The organism is Pseudomonas fluorescens (genome assembly GCF_902497785.1).
In the GTDB taxonomy this organism is placed as follows: Bacteria; Pseudomonadota; Gammaproteobacteria; order Pseudomonadales; family Pseudomonadaceae; genus Aquipseudomonas; species Aquipseudomonas fluorescens_BO.
On record NZ_CABVHK010000007.1, the window covers coordinates 277,136 to 299,750 of the forward strand.

A 22,615-nucleotide genomic window follows, 5' to 3' on the forward strand; every position below is an offset into this window, starting at 1 on the left:
GCGATCTTTTGATCTTCAGCAGTCGCGCCGAAGACAGATCAAAAGATCGCAGCCTTCGGCAGCTCCTACAGGCTTACTGGATTTCTGTCGGCGTCACGACCACCCAGTTCTTGTCCGCCGTCACCGGCAACCCTTCCTTGGCCTGGGCTGCGGCATGCTTGGCCATCATGCCGTTAATCTGGGTCATGTATTTGTCTTTGCGGTTGACCCATAAGTGAATGCCGCCCTTGGCCACGTCAACGCCGTGAAACAGCATGAAACCATCGCTGGTCGGTGTATCGCCGGCGACCAGAATCGGTTTTTTCCACTCATCGATGTAAGTCAGGATCGCCGCTTGCTTGCCGGCCATCCAGGTTGCCGGGGTCCACAGGTACGGGGTCACCTGCAGGTCGAGGTTGGCCTTCTCGTCATACTTGCCGGCGGTGATCTGCTTGCGCGCGGTGGTCAGTTCGCCGGTAGTGGTGTCTTTGAGCAACAGGCTCACGCCGATGACGTTCTGCGGTTTGACGTTGTAGCCGTACTGCGGATCGGAAGCGACCATGCGCACCAGTTCTTCAGAGGCGGCGGTCATCACGTAGACCTCGATGCCGTTCTCCATCAGTTTGTTGTACAGCTCTTGCTGACCGGTAAAGATTTTCGGCGGGTTGACGTCGAGGTTCTTCACCACGTCGCCTTCGTAATAAGTGGCCGGCACCGGTTTGCCCGACGTCATCAACTCGTCAACGTAACCCTTGAGTTCTTTGAGCGTGAAGCCGGAAAACACCTGGGCGACCCATGGGTAGCACACCATGTCGTCGAGTTCGCAAAGGCGGTAGTAGTAGCTGAACAGGCTTTCCTTGTGATCGGCGGTGTCTTTGAACGGAATCAGTTTCAGGGAGGGGTCGAGTTTCTCGCGGGTGATCAGGCCCTTGTTTTCCATGAAGGGCAGCAACGACTCTTCAAGGTCGTAGCGGTAACTGGTGTTGTCCATGTCGAACACCGCGTAGTTACCTTTATTGGCGTTGGCCGCGATCATCGCGTCCAGCGCCTTCGCCTGATCAGCTGGCCAGTGCTTCAAATCCGTAGCGAAGGCCTGGCCGGCCAGACCCAGGCAGAGCGCGGCGATCAGAAATTTCGGTGCGAGCTTCATTGATATTTCTCCCTGAATCAAAGATATCGAAGCTATCAAATCGGTATGACAGTCATCGTCTGTCAGCGACCGCCAACGCACCTATTGCGCCAGCTGCATCCCTGTAAGCGACACCCTCTTATTCCAAAAACGACAGTAATCAGACTTTTTTGATATTAATTCATTGGAAATCAAGCTGTTAGGCTTGCCGGTTCGCAGCTGCCCCGGAAGGTGGCTGGCACAAGTCACTTTCGGAGTTCCTATGAATCTACCGCTGATTCTCAATTTGCTGGTATTCCTCGCCCTGCTCTTCGGTCTGGCGCAAACCCGCCACACGACGTGGAGCCTGGCGAAAAAAGTCCTGCTCGCGTTGGCGTTGGGTGTGGCGTTCGGGGTTGCGTTGCACACGATTTACGGCGCCGGCAACCCGGTGCTGAAAGCCTCGATCGGCTGGTTCGATCTGGTGGGCAACGGTTACGTGCAGTTGCTGCAAATGATCGTGATCCCGCTGGTGTTCGCCTCGATCCTCAGCGCCGTGGCGCGTCTGCACAACGCTTCGTCGCTGGGCAAGATCAGCTTCCTGACCATCGGCACGCTGCTGTTCACCACCGCCATCGCGGCGTTGATCGGCATCGGTTTGACCAATCTGTTCGGCCTGACCGCTGAAGGCCTGGTCGCCGGCACGCAGGAAATGGCCCGCCTGCAAACCATTCAGAACGACTACGCGGGCAAGGTCGCCGACCTGAATGTGCCGCAGTTGTTGCTGTCGTTCATCCCGCAGAACCCGTTCGCCGATCTTGCGCGGGCCAAGCCGACGTCGATCATCAGCGTAGTGATTTTCGCGGCGTTTCTCGGCGTCGCTGCGTTGCAGCTGCTGAAAGACGATGTCGAAAAAGGTCAGAAAGTCATCAACGCCATCGACACCCTGCAAGCCTGGGTCATGCGTCTGGTGCGTCTGGTGATGAAGCTGACCCCTTACGGCGTGTTGGCGCTAATGACCAAAGTGGTCGCCGGCTCCAACCTGCAAGACATCATCAAGCTCGGTAGTTTTGTGGTGGTTTCCTACATCGGCCTGGGGCTGATGTTTGTGGTCCATGGCGTGCTGGTGTCCGCCGCCGGGATCAACCCGCTGCGTTTCTTCCGCAAGATCTGGCCGGTGTTGACCTTCGCGTTCACCAGCCGCTCCAGCGCAGCGACGATTCCGTTAAGCATCGAAGCGCAGACCAGCCGTCTGGGTATTCCACAATCCATCGCCAGCTTCGCCGCGTCGTTCGGCGCGACCATTGGCCAGAACGGCTGTGCCGGTTTGTACCCGGCGATGTTGGCGGTCATGGTGGCGCCGACCGTGGGCATCAACCCGCTGGACCCGCTGTGGATCGCGACGCTGGTGGCGATCGTGACCCTGAGCTCGGCCGGTGTGGCGGGCGTTGGCGGTGGCGCGACGTTCGCGGCGCTGATCGTGTTGCCGGCGATGGGGTTGCCGGTGTCACTGGTGGCGTTGCTGATTTCGGTAGAACCGCTGATTGATATGGGGCGCACGGCGTTGAACGTGAGCGGTTCGATCACGGCCGGCGCGATTACCAGCCAGATCATGCAGCAGACGGATAAAGACTTGCTGGATGCGCATGAGCATTCGGCGTTGGCTCACGCGTAGGAGCTGCCGCAGGCTGCGATCTTTTCGCGGCCCGGAAAATCAAAAGATCGCAGGCTTCGCCAGCTCCTACAGGGTGTACTCCGACCGTAGGAGCTGCCGCAGGCTGCGATCTTTTAAGCCTTCTCCCAAACCTCAAAGTTGTAAGCCGGTTTATCGCCTTCCGCCGGATTCGGGGTGTTAGACACCAACTTCCACTGCCCCAAATCAAACGCCGGAAACCACGCATCCCCTTCCGGGCTCAACGCCACACGGGTCAAATACAACCGGTCCGCCTGCGCCAACCCTTGCGCATACAACTGCGCGCCGCCAATCAGCATCAGCTCATCGACGCCCTGCGCCTTCGCCCATTCTTCGGCGCGAGCCACGGCGGCCTCCAGCGATGAATAAACCTCGGCACCTTCGAGCACCAGGTCCGCCTGACGGCTGACCACGATGTTCAACCGGCCCGGCAGCGGACGACCAAGAGAATCCCAGGTCTTGCGCCCCATGATGATCGGCTTGCCGAGCGTCGTGGCCTTGAAGTATTTGAAGTCCCCCGGCAGGTGCCAGGGCATGCTGTTGTCGACGCCGATCACACGGTTTTCACCGAGGGCTGCGATCAGGCTGAGAGGGAGTGATTTAGTCATGCCGGCGAGGATACCAGAGGCTCGGCTTCTCGCAACGCAGCCCCCCGACAAGCGCGACAGCGGTTATGCTCACAGCTCATTTAAGCGACGGGATGCCGCGTGACTGAACTGAATACCCTCTGGCTCACGGAAACCATTCGCCAGCGTGAAGAACACGCCGGCCCTCTGGATGATCTGGAAGCCAACCGACTGGCCCGCACGGCGGGCGGCGATCTGCCGACACGGATTCAACGCCGCGCCTTGTGGCTGGCCGAACGTGATGGTTTGAGCGATGCCCTCGGGCATTGGCTGCAAGGTGCGCGACTGGCGCTGCTCGTCATGGCAGTGCTGGCCGTGGTCAGCGGCGCCGGTCTGGCATTTGCCGCCATGGGCGACGGACAAACCCCGGTCAATGTGTTCTGGGCGCTGGGCAGTCTGCTCGGGCTGAACCTGATTCTGCTGCTGAGCTGGGCACTGGGCCTGGTGTTTGCCGGCGAGCATGGCGCCACATTGGGACGCCTGTGGTTGTGGCTCAGCGAAAAACTCGCCCGCGACGCCAAAGCCGCGCAACTGGCGCCGGCCCTGCTGTTGTTGCTGCAACGAAAGAAGCTCAATCGCTGGGCGCTCGGCGGGCTGGTCAATGGTTTGTGGCTGCTGGCGATGCTCAGCGCGCTGGTCATTCTGCTGATGCTGATGGCGACCCGGCGTTACGGCTTCGTCTGGGAAACCACCTTGCTCAGCGCCGACACCTTTGTCGCCATGACCCACTCGCTGGGCGCCCTGCCCGCCTTGCTGGGATTCAACGTGCCCACCGTGGAGATGATCCGCGCCAGTGGCGATGCCGCGCTGAACATCGAAAGCGCCCGTCAGGCCTGGGCGACGTGGCTGGTCGGCGTGCTGGTGGTTTACGGGATTGTGCCGCGCCTGCTCCTGGCGCTGTTCTGCCTGTGGCGCTGGAACCGCGGCCGCGCCACCCTGCGTCTGGATCTGAACCTGCCCGGCTACGCGCAACTGCGCGAACGCCTGATGCCCACCAGCGAACGCCTGGGCATCAGCGATGCCGCGCCGGAGCAACTGCATCGCGTCGAAAGCAGCGTCAGTGACCTGCAAAGCGACGGCGCATTGCTGGTGGCCATCGAGCTAGACGATCAACGCCCATGGCCGCCGCCACTGCCGACATCCGTGAGCGACGCCGGCATTCTCGACAGTCGCGAATCGCGCAACAAACTCCTCGAACAGCTCAGCCGTTTTCCCCCGGCGCGTCTGGCCATCGCTTGCGATCCGCGACGCTCGCCGGATCGCGGCAGCCTTGCGCTGATCGCCGAACTGGCGCGCAACGCCAGCGCCACCCGCGTCTGGTTGCTGCAAGCGCCGCCCGGCGAAGCGCTGGACGCCGAGCGCCTCGGCGACTGGCACGTGGCGCTGCAACAACTTGAACTGCCATTCGCTGATTGCGCGCCGCTGAACTGGCTGGAGACCGGCCATGACTAAACCGTGGAAACCGCCGTTGAAGCTTGCCGTGGTCGGCCACACGAATGTCGGCAAAACCTCGTTGCTGCGCACACTGACGCGGGATGTCGGGTTCGGTGAAGTCTCCCACCGCCCCAGCACCACCCGGCACGTCGAGGGTGCGCGGTTGTCGGTGGACGGCGAGCCGTTGCTCGACCTGTTCGACACGCCGGGGCTGGAAGACGCCATCGCCCTGCTCGACTATCTCGAACGCCTGGAGCGCCCTGGCGAACGCCTCGACGGCCCGGCGCGACTGGCGCGATTCCTTGAGGGCAGCGAGGCGCGGCAGCGTTTCGAACAGGAAGCCAAGGTGCTGCGGCAACTGCTCACCTGCGACGCCGGCCTCTACGTGATCGACGCCCGCGAGCCGGTGCTGGCCAAGTACCGCGACGAACTGGAAGTGCTGGCCAGCTGCGGCAAACCGTTGCTGCCGGTGCTGAATTTCGTCAGCAGCGCCCACCACCGCGAACCGGATTGGCGTGAAGCGCTGGCGCGGCTGGGCCTGCATGCGCTGGTGCGTTTCGACAGCGTTGCACCACCCGAGGATGGTGAGCGCCGTCTGTACGAAAGCCTCGCGCTGCTACTGGAAAACGCCCGCGAGCAACTGGAGCGCCTGATCGCTGATCAGCAGGCTCAGCGTGTGGCCCGCCAACAAAGTGCGGCGCGGTTGATTGCCGAGTTGTTGATCGATTGCGCGGCTTGCCGGCGTAGCGTGGTCAGCGAGGCCGAGCAAGAACAGCAGGCCATCAGCGAACTGCGCAAAGCGGTCCGCCAACGCGAGCAACGTTGCGTCGAAGCCCTGCTCACGCTTTACGCCTTTCGCCCGCAAGATGCAGCGGCCAGTGATCTGCCGCTGCTCGATGGCCGTTGGGGCGACGACCTGTTCAACCCGGAAACCCTCAAGCAACTGGGCGTGCGGGTCGGTGGCGGTATCGCGGCCGGCGCGGCCGCCGGGGCCGGAGTAGATTTGCTGGTCGGCGGCCTGACCCTCGGCGCGGCAGCACTCGCCGGCGCCATTGCGGGCGGCGCCCTGCAAACTGCCCGCAGTTATGGCAGCCGGTTACTGGGCAAGATCAAGGGTCAGCGAGAGTTGACGGTGGATGACAGCGTGTTGCGCCTTTTGGCGTTGCGCCAGCGGCAGTTGCTACAGGCACTGAATGCGCGGGGGCACGCGGCGATGGACAGCATCAAAGTCTCCACCCCTCAGGACAAGACCTGGCGCGAAGGCAAGTTGCCCGAAGCGTTGAACAAGGCTCGGGCGCATCCGCAATGGTCGTCGCTGAATCCGCATCCGAAGTTGAATCAGCCGGAGCGGCAGGAGCAGGTTGAGGTGTTGGCGAAGCAGCTGTGATTTTTGGGGTGTCTGCACCGACCCCTTCGCGAGCAGGCTCGCTCCCACAAGGAGTACACATTCCCCTGTGGGAGCGAGCCTGCTCCGGGCGGCGTTCCGACGAAGGCCGCAACTCGGTCTCGAGCAAGATCGCTACCAACGAACTTTCAAAAAATGCTTCACCAATGCTGTGATGCGACTCCGGTCCGTCCGATCCGCCCGCCCGTCGTTGTCCACATCCGAGCTCAATACCACGTCCAGCCCGCCATCATTATCAAGATCGTGAACGGCGGCTTTGTAGCTGATCACCTGCCCGTCATGAAAATGCAGCCGCACCGATTCAGGCGTGCCGTCAGCAGAGGGATTCAGCGAGAAGATGCGCAAGTGCCGCTCTTCATCTTCCCCACTGTTGAACCATGCGCATTTCAGATAGGTTTTGCTGAACGAGTTGAGCCGCCGTCTATCCGCAGCGGTCGCTTTGCGTTGCAACTGGTGATCCTGGTAAAACTCGAAATGAACGGTATCCGCCGCTCCCCGATCACTTCGATCCTGTGCAATCACTTTCAAATAACGCATCCGTGCGCTTCCTCGGGAAAAGCGCAGCCTGGCGGAACGCCGCGAGGTCATCCATGCACCGATTCCCTATTGCCTGTGAGACAACTCAACGCACCACGCCGGACAAGACCTTCGCCGCCTTGCGCTTCAACACCTCGAGGTCAATCACCGGCACCGACATTTCCTTGGCCAGTTCATCCCACTGGCGCATGCGCAAACTGACGGCGCACAACGGATCCTGCTCGAAGGCCCGGGCTTCTTCAGCGGTCATCACGCCGCCCTGATAGTCCAGGGTCCGGCGGCTGGCTTCGCTCAAGCGCTCGTAGTACCCCGGCTCTTTGAGTGTCAGATAACGCTTGGCTTGCACGTGGTATTCCACCAGCCGCGCCAGGCGTTCGCTGAACCCTGCACGACGCAAGTAATCGGCACCCAGCCGCTCGTGGCTGACCACTCCGAAACCGCCCATGTTCTCGGCGCTCTCGGCGCAGATATGCCCGATGTCGTGAAAAAACGCGGCCAACACCACTTCGTCATCGAAGCCTTCCGCCATGGCCAGTTCGGCAGCCTGGGACATGTGCTCGATCTGCGACACCGGCTCGCCGATGTAGTCGCTGTCGCCAAAGCGTTCGTACAAACCGAACACCTTGTCGATCACTTGCGCATTACGGTCCATCAGATTTCTCCCAACACAGTGGCGACGTTGCGTTCGGCCATCGCCGGCCCGACGCTCATGCCGACGCCGGTGTGCATCAGCGCCACGCTCACGCCCGGCATCGGTCGCAGGAACGAAAACGGTCCCGGCCCACGGGAACCATAGACGCCCTGCCAGCGTTCGACCACTTGCACCTTGCAGCCCAGCGTCTGCTCGGCCAGTTCAAGCATCCAGGTGTCCACCTGCTCGGCGTTGAACGGCGAAGGGTCGCTGCCGTAGTGGTGGGAGTCACCGATGATCAATTCGTCGTGAGGCGTCGGGCTGATCAGCAGGTGGATGCCGTTTTCATCCAGGTGCGGTGTTTCGCGCAGAATGTGCGCCCGCACCGCCGCCGCTTCCGGCAGGTCGGCGAACGCGCCGTAGTGCACGCAACTCAACCCGGTGAGCAACGCATGTTGCAGGTTGAGATTGATCTGCGGACGGGCGCGGAGCATTTGCAGGCGGCAGATTTGCGGGTTGAGTCCGGCGATCGATTCGGCGAGCAAGGTCTGATAATCATGGCCGGAGCACACGATGATTTGCCCGGCACTGAAGGTGCCGGCGGTGCTGTGCAAGCGGCCAGGCTCGATGTCACGCACGAGGGTGGAGAAGTGAAACTCGACGTTCATTTCGCGGTGCAGGTAATCGATCAGCGCCGGAATCGCTTCGCGCGAATACAGTTGTTGATCGTCCATGCCGTGCAACGCGGCGCGGTGATGGCGGAACTGGCCGCTGTACAAATCGCGCAACGCGGCGCCGCGCAGCAGGTCAACGCGGTAATCGTGCTCCACCGCCCGACCGGCGCAGAAGACCTCCAGCAAATGTTCTTCAGCTTCGGTGCGGGCGAACAGGTATGAGCCGTTGCGCTTGAGTTGCAGGCCGGCGAGTTGCGCCCATTGGCCCCAGATTTCGCGGCTGGCCTTGGCCAGTTCGAACATCGGGCCGGGTGGCTGGCCGGTGACCAGGGCTTGGCCGAAGTTGCGCACCGAGGCACCGAGCGGGGTTTCGCTGCGTTCGAAAACCGTGACTTTGAGACCGCGTTTGGCGGCGGCGTAGGCGTGGGACAAGCCGAGAATCCCGGCGCCTACGATGAGCATGTCGTTGGGGTGTGTCATGAAGTGATGTCCTGAGTTCTGTGGCGAGGGGATTTATCCCCGTCCGGCTGCGAAGCAGTCGTAAAACCATCGCACCGGGTCTGCCTGATGCACTTCGGGGGCAGGTTTAGGGCCGCTTCGCAGCCCAACGGGGATAAATCCCCTCACCACAGGCTGTGCATTGTTTACTTGGCAGCCACTTTCTCGGACTTACCGTCATAGCGCTTGCGCCATTCGGTCAGGATTTCATCGCGGTTCTTCGACGCCCAGGCAAAGTCGTTCTTGATCAGACGCTGCTCATAATCTGCCGGCAATTCGGTCTGTGGCTTGGCAATGCCCGGCTGCGCGAGCACCGCGAAGTTTTCTTTATAAAGCTCCATCGCCGCCGGGCTCGCCGAGAAGTCCGCGAGTTTTTTCGCCGCGTCTTCGTGAGGCGTGCCCTTGATCACCGCCGTTGCTTCAATCTCCCAGCCCAGGCCTTCCTTCGGCAGGATGATGTCCAGCGGTGCGCCCTGGCGCTTCAACTGAACGGCCGGGTATTCGAAGGAAATGCCAATCGGGAACTCACCCGACGCCGCCAGTTTGCAAGGCTTGGAACCGGAGTGAACGTACTGCCCGATGTTCTGGTGCAGGTCGTCCATGTACTGCCAGCCCTGCTTCTCGCCGAAGGTTTGCAGCCAGGCGCTGACGTCGAGGAAACCGGTGCCGGACGAGGCCGGGTTCGGCATCACGATCTTGCCTTTGTATTCGGGTTTGGTCAGGTCTTGCCAGCTCACGGGCTTGGTCAAACCCTGCTTCTCGGCTTCCACCGTGTTGAAGCAAATGGTCGCGGCCCACACGTCCATGCCGACCCAGGCTGGCGGGTTGGCGGTATCGCGGTAGTTGCCGCCGATTTTGCCAAGGTCTTTCGGCGCGTAGCTTTGCAGCATGCCTTGCTGATCGAGAATCGCCAGGCTCGATGCCGCCAGGCCCCAGACCGCGTCAGCCTGCGGACGGGCTTTTTCCGCGAGCAGCTTGGCGGTGATGATGCCGGTAGAGTCACGCACCCATTTGATCTCGACGTCCGGGTTGGCCTTTTCGAAGGCGGCTTTGTAGGTCTTCAGTTGCTCGGCTTCGAGGGCGGTGTACACCGTCAACTCGGTGGTCGCCGCGAGGGCGTTCAGGCTGAAAGCGGTGAGGACAGCGGCGGCCAGGGCCAGGGGCTTGAACATGATCTTTTCCTGTTTGAGTTGAGGTGACGGGATGGGCAATCAGTGACCGGGCGCGGTCTGCCGCCAGGCCTGGGAGCGACGCAGCAAACCGCGCGAGGCCCAGGCCAGCAGCAGGGAAACGCCCGCCGAGGTGAACAGAATCAAGGTGGACATGGCCGCTGCACCGCCGACGTTGCCAGCATCGTCCATGTTCAGCACCGCCACCGCCGCGAGGATGGTGTCGGGGCTGTAGAGGAAGATCGCCGCCGAGACGGTGGTCATGGCCGAGACGAACAGGTAGCGCACGATGTCCAGCAGCGCCGGCAGGCAAATCGGCACGGTAACGCGCAAGTAATGTCGGTACAGCGGCGCCTTGAGCGACAGCGCGGCGGCTTCGAACTCGGCGTCGAGCTGGCGCAGCGCGGTGGTGGCGGTCATTTGTGCGGTGGTCAAATAGTGCGCAATGGTGCAGACCACCAGCAGGGTCATGGTCCCGTAGAGCACGTGCAGCGGGTTACCGTTGAGGTTGAAGAAGAAGACGTATCCCAGACCCAGCACCAGGCCCGGCACCGCCATCGGGACGAAACTGAGCATGCGCAGGGCCAGATTCAGTCCGCGCTGGCCTTTGGTTTTTTCCATCAGGTAGGCGCCGGTGAAAATCAGCACGCTGCCGATCAACGCCGTGCACAAAGCCATCTTCACGCTGTTGCCATAGGCCAGCCAGCCACCGCCGGCGGTGTCGTTGAACTGGTAATGGTTGAGCGACAGTGAAAGGTTGTACGGCCAGAATTTCACCAGTGACGAAAACACCGCCATGCCGAACACCAGCAACAACACCGCACAGATCAGCAGCACGATGGCCAGGTAGCAACCGTCGCGCAGTTTCGACGGCGCCGGTTTGAAGACCTGCGCGCGGCCGCTCATGGCATCGCCGTGACGCCGACGCAACCAGGCATCGACACCGAAGCTGAACAGCGCCGGCAACAGCAGCACCATGCCGATCAACGCGCCGCGCCCGAATTGCTGTTGGCCGACCACCGCTTTGTAGGCTTCCAGGGCGAGCACTTGATAATCACCACCGACCACCACGGGCACGCCGAAGTCGGTAATGGTCAACGTGAAGACCAGACAGAACGCCGCGAACACCGCCTGACGCGTCGCCGGCCAGGTGATGCTGCGGAAGGCTTTCGCCGGACTGGCGCCCATGCTGGAGGCGGCATCGAACAGCCGCGCATCCGCCAGGGACAGCGCCGACAGCAAAATCATCAAAGCGTGTGGGAAGGTGTAGATCACCTCGCCCAGGACAATGCCCCAGAAGCCGTAGATATTGTCGGAGAGCAGACCGCGCAACATGCCCTGGTTGCCGAACAGATAAACCAGCGCGATACCCGGCAACATCGACGGCGCCATCAGCGGCAACAGCGACATGCCGCGCCAGATGCCTTTGCCGGGGATCAACGTGCGTTGCAGCGCGTAGGCAAACAGGTAGGCCAGCGGTACGACAATGGCCGCGACGCTGAGGGAAACTTTCAGGCTGTTACCCAGCAACCAGTGGAAATTCGCACTGGTGACCAGTTCACGGGCGGCCACCAGACCACCGCCCTGCCCGGCTTCGGAACTGAAGCCACGCCAGAAGATTGCGAGCAACGGCATCAACACGGCGAGGCCGAGCAACACCAGCAACAGCACCTTGCCGCCGACCACGAACACGCGGTCGCCGATCTCGGCACGGGAGGTCTGCCGTACCAGCTTGCGCGGCATCGGCAGCGCGATGTTCGCGCTCATCAGGCAAACACCTGCAGGCTGCGCGGCGGCAAAGCGACCATAATCTGCTGCGCGCCGAGGCGTGGCATCGCTTCCGGCGCCAGTTCCGCCAGCAAGGCGTGACCCGGCAGTTGATCGAGTTCGAAGCTCATGCGGCAACGGTTGCCGAGGAAGGTGATTTCGCGAACCCTGGCCGGGAACAGGTTTTCTTCATGCACCAGCGGATTGACGTTGATTGCCTCGGGCCGGCAGAACAAACGGCCTGACGCGGTCTTCGCGCTGCCATCGGCCAGGCGCATGTTCATCCCGCCGACCTGCGCGTGGCTGTCGCTGCTGCGCTGGAACGGCAGCCAGTTGCCCTGACCGACAAACTCCGCGACGAAAGGCGTGGCCGGTCGGTCGTAGATTTCCTGGGGCGTGGCGTATTGCTCGACCTTGCCGTTATTCATCACAGCGATGCGGTCGGCCATCAACATGGCTTCGTCCTGATTGTGGGTGACCATCAGCGTGGTGACGCCGAGGTTACGCTGCAGCTGGCGCAGCTCGGTGCACAGGTGCTCGCGAACCCGGGCGTCGAGGGCCGACATCGGTTCGTCCAGCAGCAACAAGGACGGCGCCGGGGCCAGGGCGCGGGCCAGGGCGACTCGTTGTTGCTGGCCGCCGGACAATTGGCCGGGGTACTTTTTCTCACTGCCGATCAGGCCGACCAGTTCCAGCATCTGACCGACACGCTGGCGCACTTCATCGCGACCGCTGCCGGCGAGGCCGTAGGCAATATTCGCTTCGACGGTAAGATTGGGGAACAGCGCGTAGGACTGGAACAGAATGCCGTAGTCCCGCGCCTGAGGCGCCAGGTGGGACACGTTGCGCTCGCCAAGGTACAACTCGCCGCTGTCCTGTTTCTCCAGACCGGCGATGCAGCGCAGCAAGGTGGTTTTGCCACAGCCCGACGGGCCCAGCAGGCACACCAGCTCACCGGCCGCGACGTCGAGGGAAACGTTATCCAGCGCGGTAAAGGCGCCGAAGCGTTTCTGCACCCCGCGCACTTTCATCGGGGCGCCGGGGTTGGTCAGGGCAGTTGCGGTCGAATGGTTCATGGACAGGCCTCATCAAGCAGATGAAGGCCATGCTAGGGATGTAATGCGTCCGTCATGTGGCAGCGAGGCAAAAACGGCTGATAGTGGTATTCGGGGATTTGGGTTGGATGGAACGGGCAATGATGACCCTGTGGCGAGGGGATTTATCCCCGTTGGGCAGCGCAGCGGCCGTGAATTCTGCGACTGCTTCGCAGCCGAACGGGGATAAATCCCCTCACCACAGGAATCTAGGCCGGGGCCATTTCCTGCGCCAACCCGAGGAACGCCGCCGGTAACCGAGCGTTCTTTCTCTCTTTCAGGCAATACAAATACTCGGGAATCTGCGGTGCATGCTCAATCGTCAGCACGCGCAACTGCGGATCATGCGGCACTTCCTGCCGGGCAATGATGCTGATCCCGATGTTGCGCAGCACCGCTTCACGAATCGACTCGCGGCTGCCGATCTCCAGCAACGGCCCGAAACTCACCCCGGCGCCGGCCAGCAACTCTTCTGTCAGCCGACGAGTCGTAGAGCCCGATTCGCGCATCAACAACGTATGCCCGGCCAACGCACTGAGCGGCACATGGTCGTGCACCGCCAGCGGATGATTGCGATGCACCGCCAGCACCAGCGGATCGCTGCCGAGTACCCGGCGAATCAGCCGCGCATCGTCGAGCAATTGCGAAGAGGCAGCGACGTCGACCCGGTAATCCTCCAGCGCCTCGAGTACCTGCTGCGAGTTGCCGATTTCCACCGACACTTCCACCTGCGGCAAGCGCTCGCGGAAGGTCTTCACCAAGTCGAGGATGTAATACGGCGCCGTCGCGGCAATGCGCAACGTGCCCTGAACCTGGCCGCTGTTGCGCAGGAAAAATTCAATGTCGGCCTCCTGCTGCATCAGTGTCTTGACCATCGGCAACAGCCGCGCACCTTCGTCGCTGACACTGAGGCGGCGGCCGCCACGGTAGAACAGTTCAACCGAATACTGGCTTTCAAGGTTGCGGATTTGCGTGGTCACCGTGGGTTGGCTCAGGCCGAGCTTTTTCGCCGCCAGGGTGATGCTGCCCAGGCGGGCCACCATGTAAAACGCCTTCAGCTCGGCACTCAGCACACCCGCTCCTCATCCTTATTTGCGCAACAGGCGCAAACCATTGAACACCACCAACAGGCTCACGCCCATGTCGGCAAACACCGCCATCCACATGGTAGCGATCCCGGCGAAGGTTACCCCAAGAAAGATCGCCTTGATGACCAATGCCAACGCGATGTTCTGCTTGAGGATGCTCGACGTCTGCCGCGACAGGCGGATGAACGCGGGGATCTTGCGCAGATCGTCGTCCATCAGGGCGACATCAGCGGTTTCGATGGCGGTATCGGTGCCGGCGGCGGCCATGGCAAAGCCGATCTCGGCACGGGCCAGCGCTGGCGCATCGTTGATGCCGTCGCCGACCATACCGACGTGATGGCCCTGAGCATAAAGTGCTTCGATGGCTTGCAGTTTGTCGGTCGGCAGTAAATCGCCCTTGGCCTCGTCGATGCCGACTTGCGCGGCGATCGCCTGGGCGGTGTGGACGTTATCGCCGGTGAGCATCAGGGTTTTGATGCCCAGATCGTGCAGCTGCCGGATCGCTTCGCGGCTGGAGTCCTTCACCGTATCGGCCACGGCGAACAGCGCCAACGGGCCGGACGTGTCCAGCAACAGCACTACTGATTTGCCCTGTTTTTCCAGGGCAAACAGCTTTTCTTCCAGTTCAGGCGAGCACAGGTTCAACTCTTCGACCAAACGGTGGTTGCCCAGATGGTAGACCTGACCGTTGATTTCACCGCGCACACCGCGACCGGTCAGCGCCTCGAAGTTATCCACAACGAGCGGCGTGAATGGTTTATCCACAGCCGCGCTGGCGATGGCCAGCGAGACCGGGTGGTCGGAGCGTGCGGCCAATGCGGCTGCAATGGCCGGAGCCAAAGCGTCAGCCGTCGGATCAAGCGACAGGTAATCGGTCTGCACCGGTTTGCCGTGGGTGATCGTGCCGGTCTTGTCCAGCGCCAGATAGTCGAGTTTGTAGCCGCCCTCCAGATAAACCCCGCCCTTGACCAGAATACCTTTGCGCGCCGCCGCCGCGAGGCCGCTGACGATGGTCACCGGCGTAGAGATCACCAGCGCACAAGGGCACGCGACCACCAGCAACACCAGCGCCCGGTAGATCCAGTCGAACCACACCGCGCCCATGAACAACGGCGGAATCACTGCGACGGCCAAGGCGAAAATAAACACGGCCGGTGTGTAGATTTTCGAGAACTGGTCAACGAAACGTTGAGTCGGCGCCCGCGCCCCTTGCGCCTGCTCGACGGCGTGGATGATCCGCGCCAGCGTCGAATTGTTCGCCGCAGCGGTCACGGTGTATTCCAGCGAACCTGCCTGGTTGATGGTGCCGGCGAACACCTTGTCGCCGACGGTCTTTTCTACCGGCAGGCTTTCGCCGGTGATGGGCGCCTGATCGATGGTGGAATTGCCGGACACCACTTCACCGTCCAGGCCGACCCGCTCCCCGGGCCGAATGCGTACCCGCGCGCCCAGCGCGATAATTTTCACATCCTGCTCGATCCAGCTGCCATCGGCCTGCTGCACAGTCGCCTGCTCAGGGGTCATCTGCATCAAACCGCTGATGGCGTTGCGCGCGCGGTCCAGTGACCTGGCTTCGATCAACTCGGCGACAGTGAACAGGAACATCACCATGGCCGCTTCCGGCCACTGCCCGATCAGGATCGCGCCGGTGACCGCGATGCTCATCAGCGCATTGATATTCAGGTTAAGGTTTTTCAGCGCGATCCAGCCCTTCTTATAAGTAGCGAGGCCGCCGCTGAGGATCGAGATCAGCGCGATCACCGCCACCACCCAGTTGGGCGCCGCGTCAGTAAAATGGATGACTTCGGCCGCCAGCGCGGTCACGCCGGAGAGTGCCAATGGCCACCAGGTTTTTTTATCAGGCGTGGGTGCGGGTGCTTCGACGCCCTGCTCCAGGGGTTCAGCGTGCATGCCGAGGGATTTGATCGCGTCGATGATCGACGCGGTGTCTGGTAGATCGTGAGTCACGCCCAGCACGCGGTTGATCAGGTTGAATTCCAGTTGCTGCACACCCGCCAGCTTGCCGAGTTTGTTCTGGATCAGCGTCTGCTCGGTCGGGCAGTCCATCGCGTCGATGCGGAAACTGCTCAACCGCGCGTCGGCGGTCGGCGCGTCGTTTAGCTTGATCAGCGACGGCGCCGCCACTTTGGAGGAACAGCAGGAATCCCCGTGCCCGCCGTGGTCATGCTTTTGCACAGGCTGGAGATTGTGGCTGTGATCGTGATCAGCCTCGGAGGTGTGGGTGTGCCGGGAATCGCTCATCGGTTTACGTCCATGAAGGTGCTTGTTGCCAAGTAAAGACCCTGTAGCCACTATAGGGTCAAGCACCTATTTGGAGATGACCGTCGTGAAGATCGGAGAACTGGCGAAACTCACTGATTGCGCGGTGGAAACCATCCGCTACTACGAGCGCGAAAACCTGCTGCCGGAGCCGGCCCGCAGCGACGGCAACTACCGCGTCTACACCCAGGCCCACGCCGAACGCCTGACGTTCATCCGCAATTGTCGGACCCTCGACATGACGCTCGAGGAAATCCGCAGTCTGCTGGCCTTGCGCGACAGTCCGCAGGATCAATGTGAAAGCGTGAATGCGCTGATCGACGAGCACATCCATCACGTCAAGGCGCGGATTGACGGGTTGCTGGCGTTACAGATGCAATTGCTCGACCTGCGCCAACGCTGTGGCGAAGGGCCGGAAATTGATCAATGCGGGATTTTGCAGCGGTTGGAAGTGAGCGGCGGGGTGGTGGCGACGGAGGTGGAGCATTCGCATGTGGGCCGCAGCCACGGCCACTAAACCGACACACACCCTGTAGGAGCTGCCGAAGGCTGCGATCTTTTGATCTTGATCTTCAAAGATCAAAAGATCGCAGCCTTCGGCAGCTCCTACAGTGGGGTCGGTGTTGAGGCTTAGACTGCCATCGGTGCGGTCATGGGCGGGTGATGTTCGTAGCCTTCGAGCGAAAAATCACTCGGCTCGATCAACTCCAGCCATTGCGGCTGATAAACACCCGTCTTGGCAAACTCCGGCACACGCTCATTGATCACCAGTTTCGGCATCGGGAACGGCTCGCGCTTGAGCTGTTCGTTGAGCATGTCCAAATGGTTTTCGTAGACGTGCGCGTCACCGATGAAATAGGTAAACCAGCGCGGCGTGTAGCCGGTCAGGCGACCGATCAGGCTCAGCAACGCGGCGCCTTCGGTGAGGTTGAATGGCGTGCCCAGGCCCAAGTCATTGGAGCGGATGTAGAGCGTCAAAGAGATCTCTTTGGTCTCGACATTCGGGTGGAACTGATAGAGCAAGTGGCACGGCGGCAACGCCATTTCATCGAGCTGGGCGACGTTCCAGCCGTGGAACAGAATGCGCCGGCTGCCCGGGTCCTTGATGATGGTATCGACGCACTGGCGGATCTGGTCGATCGCCTTGTACAACACCACGTAGGCCTGACCGTCCTCTTCGCCTTCAGCGATCTGACGATAACCCTGGCCCAGCGTTTGTTCGATGGCCGCTGTGTTGCTGACCGGGATCTGCTTGTACGCCGGCCATTTGCGCCACTGCACGCCGTAGATCTCGCCAAGGTCGTCTTCGCCCTGACGGAACGGATTGGCCAGCCACTGGGCGTTTTCGTTGGCGTTCTGGTCCCAGACCTTGCAGCCCAGCGCACGGAATTCGGCGGCGTTGTTTACGCCACGCAGAAAACCGCACATTTCGCCGATGGCCGATTTGAAGGCCATTTTGCGCGTGGTGATCGCAGGAAAACCTTCTTTCAGGTCATAGCGCAGCATCGCGCCGGGAAAACTGATGGTGTTCACACCGGTGCGGTTGGCCTGTTTGGTGCCGTTCTTGATGACGTGGGCGACCAGTTCGAGATATTGCTTCATGAGTTACCTGTGTCCTTGAACCCGGGACCGTCGCCCCGGGGTTCGAATTTATACAGCTGCCGCAGGCGTCGCCGGGGCGCGGTGATACGCCAGCCAGATCAGGAACAGCCCGCCGACAATCATCGGTACGCAGAGCACCTGGCCCATGGTCAACCAGTTCCAGGCCAGATAGCCCAGTTGCGCGTCCGGTACGCGGACGAATTCGACGATGAAACGGAAGATGCCATAGAACAGCGCGAACATCCCGGACACCGCCATGGTCGGCCGCGGCTTGCGCGAGTACAACCAGAGAATCGCGAACAGCGCTACGCCTTCGAGGGCGAACTGATACAGCTGCGACGGGTGACGGGCCAGTTGCGCCGGGTCGGTCGGGAAGATCATCGCCCACGGCACGTCGGTCGCCTTGCCCCACAATTCGGCGTTGATGAAGTTGCCGATACGCCCGGCACCCAGGCCGATCGGCACCATCGGTGCGACAAAATCCATGAGCTGGAAGAACGACTTGTTGTTCTTCTTGCCGAACCACAACGCCGCCAACATCACGCCGATGAAACCGCCGTGGAACGACATGCCGCCCTTCCACACTTCGAAAATCAGCGTCGGGTTCGCCAGGTAAGCACCCAGATCGTAGAACAGCACGTAGCCCAGACGCCCGCCGACAATGACGCCCATCGACATCCAGAAGACCATGTCGGAGAGTTTTTCCTTGGTCCAGGTCGGGTCGAAACGGTTGAGCCGGCGCGACGCCAGCAGCCACGCACCGCCGATGCCGATCAGGTACATCAAACCGTACCAGTGGATTTTCAGCGGACCGATGGCCAGGGCCACCGGGTCGATCTGCGGGTAAGGCAGCATTGCGACTCCTCGTTAGAGTTGAAACCTTCAAAATTCCCGGGCGACGCTGTCACCTCAGGATTAAGCCAATATTGCGAAACGTGTCAGAGCAGGAAGGTCAGGCCCACGCAGAACAGCAAAGCGGCAAACAGTCTTTTCAGCAACTTCGCCGACAGCCGGTGGGCCAGTCGCGCACCGAGGCGGGCGAAGACCATGCTGGTCAGGGCGATCCCCAGCAGCGCCGGCAAATAAATAAAACCGAGACTATGGGCCGGCAGCAATGGATCGTGCCAGCCCAGAATCATGAAACTTAATGCACTGGCCAGCGCTATTGGCAAACCGCAGGCCGATGAAGTCGCCACCGCTTGCTGCATTGGCACGCTGCGCCAGGTCAGGAACGGCACGGTCAGCGAACCGCCGCCGATGCCGAAAATCGCCGACGCCCAGCCAATCACCGTACCGGCCACGGTCAGGCCGACTTTGCCCGGCACCGTTCGGCTGGCCTTGGGTTTAACGTCCAGCGCCAGTTGCACGGCGATGATCAGGGCGAACACGCCGATGATCTTCTGCAGGTTCGGCCCGGAAATCGCCTCGGCAGTGAGTGCACCAAAACCGGCGCCCAGCAGAATGCCGACGGTCATCCAGGCAAAAATCGGCCAACGCACGGCGCCACGTCGATGGTGCTCGCGCACCGCATTGACCGAAGTAAAAATGATCGTCGCCAGGGAAGTGCCGACCGCCAGGTGGGTCAGGATCGACGCATCAAAGCCCTGCAAGGTAAAACTGAACACCAGCACCGGAACGATGATGATCCCGCCGCCCACCCCGAACAGCCCGGCGAGCACGCCTGCGCAGGCGCCGAGCGCCAGATAGAGCAGAAATTCCATGTACCACCCTACCCTTCACTGAAACAGGAGCGGCATGGTAACGGATGCATGGCCCTCGGCTCCACTGTGCATGCCGATGGATCGATGAGCGATGTCTGCGTAGAGTGGGCAAAAAACACCCAAGGACCACCTTATGTGCCTGATTGTTTTCGCCTGGCGCCCCGACCACGCGCAGCCGCTGATCGTCGCCGCCAACCGCGATGAGTTTTATGCCCGGCCCAGTCTGCCCCTGGCGCAATGGCCCGAAGCACCGCAGGTCTACGCAGGTCGCGACCTGGAGGCCGGTGGCACCTGGCTGGGTGTTGGCGCCAACGGGCGATTTGCGGCACTGACCAATATCCGCGACCCGCACCAGCCACCCGCCCGCACGTCGCGCGGTGAACTGGTGGCGAAGTTTCTCAACGGTGAATCGACGATTGATGATTACTTGAGCGACGTTGTCAGCCGTTCGGTCGAATATGCCGGGTTTAATCTGCTGATTGGTAATGCCCACGAACTGTGGCATTACAACGCCCGGGCCTGCGAAGCGGTCATGCTGCAACCGGGTGTTTATGGCTTATCGAATGCCGGGCTGGATACGCCGTGGCCGAAATTGCTCAAGGCGCGGGCGGCGCTGGAGGCCCTGTTGGGCGATCCGCAGCCTGAGGCGTTGCTGGGGTTGTTGAGTGATGCGCAGACCGCGTCTTTTGCCGATTTGCCGGATACCGGGGTGGGTCTGGCCACCGAGACGTTGTTGTCGAGTGTGTTTATTGCCAGCCCCACGTACGGGACGCGGGCGAGTACGGCGTTGATTGTTCAAGCGGATGGTGCGCGGCATATGGTCGAGAGGAGTTTCGGGCCGTATGGCGGGCATCTTGGGGAAGTGGAGATCAGGATTTAGATTCGTATTGTTTGGTCTGGCCTCATCGCGAGCAAGCTCGCTCCCACAGGTTCAGTGTCGGCTCACTGATTTGTGATCACCATAAAACCTTGTGGGAGCGGGCTTGCCCGCGATGGGAAGCGCCGAAAATTTAGAGGGTCTTGACCGAAGCCGGGTTGATCATCCGCGTCAGCCCAAGGTTCTTCAGTGCCAGTTGCAGCGAGCTGTGGATAACTTGCGGGTTGTCGATGGTCATCAATTCCGCTAGCAATTCCTTGGCCTTGCTCAGGTTGATCTGACGCAGCATCCACTTCACCTTCGGCAAGTTGGTGGCGTTCATCGACAAACTGTCGAACCCCATCGCCATCAGCAACACCGCCGCCGCCGGGTCACCGGCCATTTCGCCGCAGATGCTCACAGGCTTGCCTTCGGCATGAGCATCACGCACCACGTTCTGCAAGGCCTGGAGCACCGCCGGGTGCAGGTAGTCGTAAAGGTCGGCGACCCGCGGATTGTTGCGGTCCACGGCCAACAGGTACTGCGTCAGGTCGTTGGAGCCGACCGACAGGAAGTCCACCTGCCGCGCCAGTTCCTTGGTCTGATACACCGCCGCCGGGATCTCGATCATCACGCCAATCGGCGGCATCGGCACGTCGGTGCCTTCGTCGCGGACTTCGCCCCAGGCCCGGTGAATCAGGTGCAGGGCTTCTTCCAGCTCGTGCGTGCCGGAGATCATCGGCAACAGAATTCGCAGGTTGTTCAAGCCTTCGCTGGCCTTGAGCATGGCGCGGGTCTGCACCAGGAAGATTTCCGGGTGATCGAGCGTGACGCGAATGCCGCGCCAACCGAGGAACGGGTTGTCTTCCTTGATCGGGAAATACGACAGCGACTTGTCGCCGCCGATGTCCAGGCTGCGCATGGTCACCGGTTGCGGGTGGAACGCGGCGAGCTGCTCGCGATAGATCGCCAACTGCTCTTTTTCGCTCGGGAAGCGCTGGTTGATCATGAACGGCACTTCGGTGCGGTACAGACCAACGCCCTCGGCACCGCGCTTCTGCGCCCGCGCCACGTCCGCCAGCAGGCCGGTATTGACCCACAGCGGCATGCGGTGACCATCGAGGGTCACGCACGGCAAGTCGCGCAGGGTATCGAGACCGAGCGCCAGTTGCTTCTCTTCTTCCACCACCTCAGCGAACTGCTTGCGCAGCACGTCGCTGGGGTTGGTGTACACCTCACCGCGATTGCCATCGACGATCAATTCGATGCCGTCGACTTTGGCATAGGGCAGGTCGACCAGGCCCATCACCGTCGGGATACCCATCGCCCGAGCGAGGATCGCGACGTGGGAGTTACCTGAGCCCAGAACAGAGACCAGACCGACCAGCGTGCCTTCCGGCACCTCGCCGAGCATCGCTGGAGTCAACTCTTCGCTGACCAGGATGGTTTTTTCCGGGTAGACCAGATTCTGCTGGCGCTCTTCCTGCAAATACGCCAGCAAACGCCGGCCAAGGTCCTTGACGTCCGATGCGCGCTCACGCAGGTAGGCGTCGTCCATCAATTCGAAACGGTTGACGTGCTCAGTGACCACCTGGCGCAACGCACCCTGCGCCCACTGGCCGGTCTTGATCACTGTGGTGACTTCGTTGCCCAGTGCCTCATCGGCGAGCATCATCAGGTAGACGTCGAACAACGCCCGCTCTTCCGGGCGCAACTGCGAGGCCAGCTTGGCGGACAACGCGCGCATGTCGGCGCGCACGCCTTCGATGGCGGTCTTGAACAGACCCAGTTCAGCCGGAATGTCGGCGATGGTCTTGTCCGGTACCACGTCCAGATCGGCCGGCGGCAGCATGACCACCGCCGTACCGACCGCCGCACCCGGCGAACCCGGCACGCCGACGAACTTGGCTTCCTGAATGCCTTTGCCCTGACGGCCCAGGCCACGGATCGAACCGGTGGCTTCGGCGTGGGCGATAACCCCGGCGAGCTGCGCGCTCATGGTCACGAGGAAGGCTTCTTCACCTTCATCGAACTGGCGGCGTTCTTTTTGCTGGATGACCAACACGCCGACGACGCGGCGGTGGTGAATGATCGGCGCCCCGAGGAATGAGGCGTAGCGTTCTTCACCGGTCTCGGCGAAGTAGCGATAGCGCGGGTGATCCGCGGCGTTCTCGAGGTTCAGGGGTTCTTCACGCGTGCCGACCAGACCGACCAGGCCTTCGTTGGGCGCCATGCTGACCTTGCCGATCGAGCGCTTGTTCAAGCCCTCGGTGGCCATCAGCACGAAGCGGTTGGTCTCGGGGTCGAGCAGGTAGACCGAGCAGACCTGGCTGCCCATGGCCTCTTTGACGCGCAACACAATAATCCCCAACGCCGCCTTGAGATCCTTGGCGGAGTTAACTTCCTGGACGATCTTGCGCAGCGTATTGAGCATGGCTCGGGGTCGAACTCCG

19 protein-coding genes are annotated in these 22,615 nt (G+C 61.5%); 5 read left to right on the plus strand and 14 right to left on the minus strand.

Features of this window, described 5'->3' with window-relative positions:
* Window positions 1-73: 73 nt before the first annotated feature.
* Window positions 74-1,129, minus strand: a complete 1,056-nt coding sequence (locus F8N62_RS13180) for a haloacid dehalogenase-like hydrolase (RefSeq protein ID WP_150711323.1) — start codon at window positions 1,127-1,129, stop codon at window positions 74-76.
* A gap of 241 nt (window positions 1,130-1,370) precedes the next feature.
* On the opposite strand from F8N62_RS13180, the gene F8N62_RS13185 reads away from it, so the two are divergent.
* Window positions 1,371-2,762 carry an L-cystine transporter gene (locus F8N62_RS13185; protein ID WP_150711324.1) on the plus strand — a complete coding sequence of 464 codons (1,392 nt, stop codon included), beginning with the start codon at window positions 1,371-1,373 and terminating at the stop codon, window positions 2,760-2,762.
* 113 nt (window positions 2,763-2,875) lie between these two features.
* Here the strand turns inward: F8N62_RS13185 and F8N62_RS13190 are convergent, their stop codons facing one another.
* Complete coding sequence (locus F8N62_RS13190; protein ID WP_150711325.1) at window positions 2,876-3,388, minus strand: dihydrofolate reductase; 513 nt, start codon at window positions 3,386-3,388, stop codon at window positions 2,876-2,878.
* 99 nt (window positions 3,389-3,487) lie between these two features.
* On the opposite strand from F8N62_RS13190, the gene F8N62_RS13195 reads away from it, so the two are divergent.
* Complete coding sequence (locus tag F8N62_RS13195; RefSeq protein WP_150711326.1) at window positions 3,488-4,858, plus strand: DUF2868 domain-containing protein; 1,371 nt, start codon at window positions 3,488-3,490, stop codon at window positions 4,856-4,858.
* A complete protein-coding gene (locus F8N62_RS13200; protein ID WP_150711327.1) occupies window positions 4,851-6,227 on the plus strand; it encodes a GTPase/DUF3482 domain-containing protein in 1,377 nt (458 codons plus the stop codon). The genes F8N62_RS13195 and F8N62_RS13200 overlap by 8 nt, the downstream gene beginning before the upstream one ends.
* 132 nt (window positions 6,228-6,359) lie before the next feature.
* Here F8N62_RS13200 and F8N62_RS13205 read toward each other — a convergent pair whose 3' ends face one another.
* From F8N62_RS13205 to F8N62_RS13240, 8 genes are all read right to left on the minus strand, one after another.
* On the minus strand, window positions 6,360-6,782 hold the full coding sequence (locus F8N62_RS13205; protein ID WP_150711328.1) for a hypothetical protein: 423 nt from the start codon (window positions 6,780-6,782) through the stop codon (window positions 6,360-6,362).
* An 85-nt stretch (window positions 6,783-6,867) separates the two neighbouring features.
* Window positions 6,868-7,434 (minus strand): phosphonate degradation HD-domain oxygenase, encoded by a 567-nt coding sequence (locus F8N62_RS13210; RefSeq protein WP_150711329.1) that lies wholly within the window; start codon window positions 7,432-7,434, stop codon window positions 6,868-6,870.
* Window positions 7,434-8,567, minus strand: coding sequence for a TIGR03364 family FAD-dependent oxidoreductase (locus F8N62_RS13215; protein ID WP_150711330.1), 1,134 nt, complete (start codon window positions 8,565-8,567; stop codon window positions 7,434-7,436). The genes F8N62_RS13210 and F8N62_RS13215 overlap by 1 nt, the downstream gene beginning before the upstream one ends.
* A 164-nt stretch (window positions 8,568-8,731) precedes the next feature.
* Window positions 8,732-9,757, minus strand: coding sequence for a putative 2-aminoethylphosphonate ABC transporter substrate-binding protein (locus F8N62_RS13220; protein ID WP_150711331.1), 1,026 nt, complete (start codon window positions 9,755-9,757; stop codon window positions 8,732-8,734).
* 39 nt (window positions 9,758-9,796) lie between these two features.
* Window positions 9,797-11,521, minus strand: a complete 1,725-nt coding sequence (locus F8N62_RS13225) for a putative 2-aminoethylphosphonate ABC transporter permease subunit (RefSeq protein WP_150711332.1) — start codon at window positions 11,519-11,521, stop codon at window positions 9,797-9,799.
* On the minus strand, window positions 11,521-12,597 hold the full coding sequence (locus tag F8N62_RS13230) for a putative 2-aminoethylphosphonate ABC transporter ATP-binding protein (protein ID WP_150711333.1): 1,077 nt from the start codon (window positions 12,595-12,597) through the stop codon (window positions 11,521-11,523). The genes F8N62_RS13225 and F8N62_RS13230 overlap by 1 nt, the downstream gene beginning before the upstream one ends.
* Before the next feature lie 227 nt (window positions 12,598-12,824).
* Window positions 12,825-13,688, minus strand: a complete 864-nt coding sequence (locus F8N62_RS13235) for a LysR family transcriptional regulator (RefSeq protein WP_150711334.1) — start codon at window positions 13,686-13,688, stop codon at window positions 12,825-12,827.
* A 15-nt stretch (window positions 13,689-13,703) separates the two neighbouring features.
* On the minus strand, window positions 13,704-15,965 hold the full coding sequence (locus tag F8N62_RS13240) for a heavy metal translocating P-type ATPase (RefSeq protein ID WP_150711335.1): 2,262 nt from the start codon (window positions 15,963-15,965) through the stop codon (window positions 13,704-13,706).
* Between the two features lie 85 nt (window positions 15,966-16,050).
* Between F8N62_RS13240 and cadR the strand changes: the two genes are divergently transcribed.
* Complete coding sequence (gene cadR / locus F8N62_RS13245; RefSeq protein ID WP_150711336.1) at window positions 16,051-16,500, plus strand: Cd(II)/Pb(II)-responsive transcriptional regulator; 450 nt, start codon at window positions 16,051-16,053, stop codon at window positions 16,498-16,500.
* A gap of 113 nt (window positions 16,501-16,613) precedes the next feature.
* Here the strand turns inward: cadR and F8N62_RS13250 are convergent, their stop codons facing one another.
* The 3 genes from F8N62_RS13250 to F8N62_RS13260 all read right to left on the minus strand — a co-directional run bounded on the left by F8N62_RS13250 (window position 16,614) and on the right by F8N62_RS13260 (window position 19,306).
* On the minus strand, window positions 16,614-17,585 hold the full coding sequence (locus tag F8N62_RS13250) for a thymidylate synthase (RefSeq protein ID WP_150711337.1): 972 nt from the start codon (window positions 17,583-17,585) through the stop codon (window positions 16,614-16,616).
* Between the two features lie 48 nt (window positions 17,586-17,633).
* Window positions 17,634-18,440: a prolipoprotein diacylglyceryl transferase gene (gene lgt / locus F8N62_RS13255; protein ID WP_150711338.1), complete on the minus strand. Its 807-nt coding sequence runs from the start codon at window positions 18,438-18,440 to the stop codon at window positions 17,634-17,636.
* Window positions 18,441-18,523: 83 nt separating this feature from the next.
* Window positions 18,524-19,306 (minus strand): sulfite exporter TauE/SafE family protein, encoded by a 783-nt coding sequence (locus F8N62_RS13260; protein WP_150711339.1) that lies wholly within the window; start codon window positions 19,304-19,306, stop codon window positions 18,524-18,526.
* A 133-nt stretch (window positions 19,307-19,439) separates the two neighbouring features.
* Here F8N62_RS13260 and F8N62_RS13265 point away from each other — a divergent pair, with 133 nt between their 5' ends.
* Window positions 19,440-20,186 (plus strand): NRDE family protein, encoded by a 747-nt coding sequence (locus tag F8N62_RS13265; RefSeq protein WP_150711340.1) that lies wholly within the window; start codon window positions 19,440-19,442, stop codon window positions 20,184-20,186.
* A gap of 130 nt (window positions 20,187-20,316) precedes the next feature.
* Here F8N62_RS13265 and ptsP read toward each other — a convergent pair whose 3' ends face one another.
* Window positions 20,317-22,596 carry a phosphoenolpyruvate--protein phosphotransferase gene (ptsP, locus tag F8N62_RS13270; protein WP_150711341.1) on the minus strand — a complete coding sequence of 760 codons (2,280 nt, stop codon included), beginning with the start codon at window positions 22,594-22,596 and terminating at the stop codon, window positions 20,317-20,319.
* Between the last annotated feature and the right edge of the window lie 19 nt (window positions 22,597-22,615).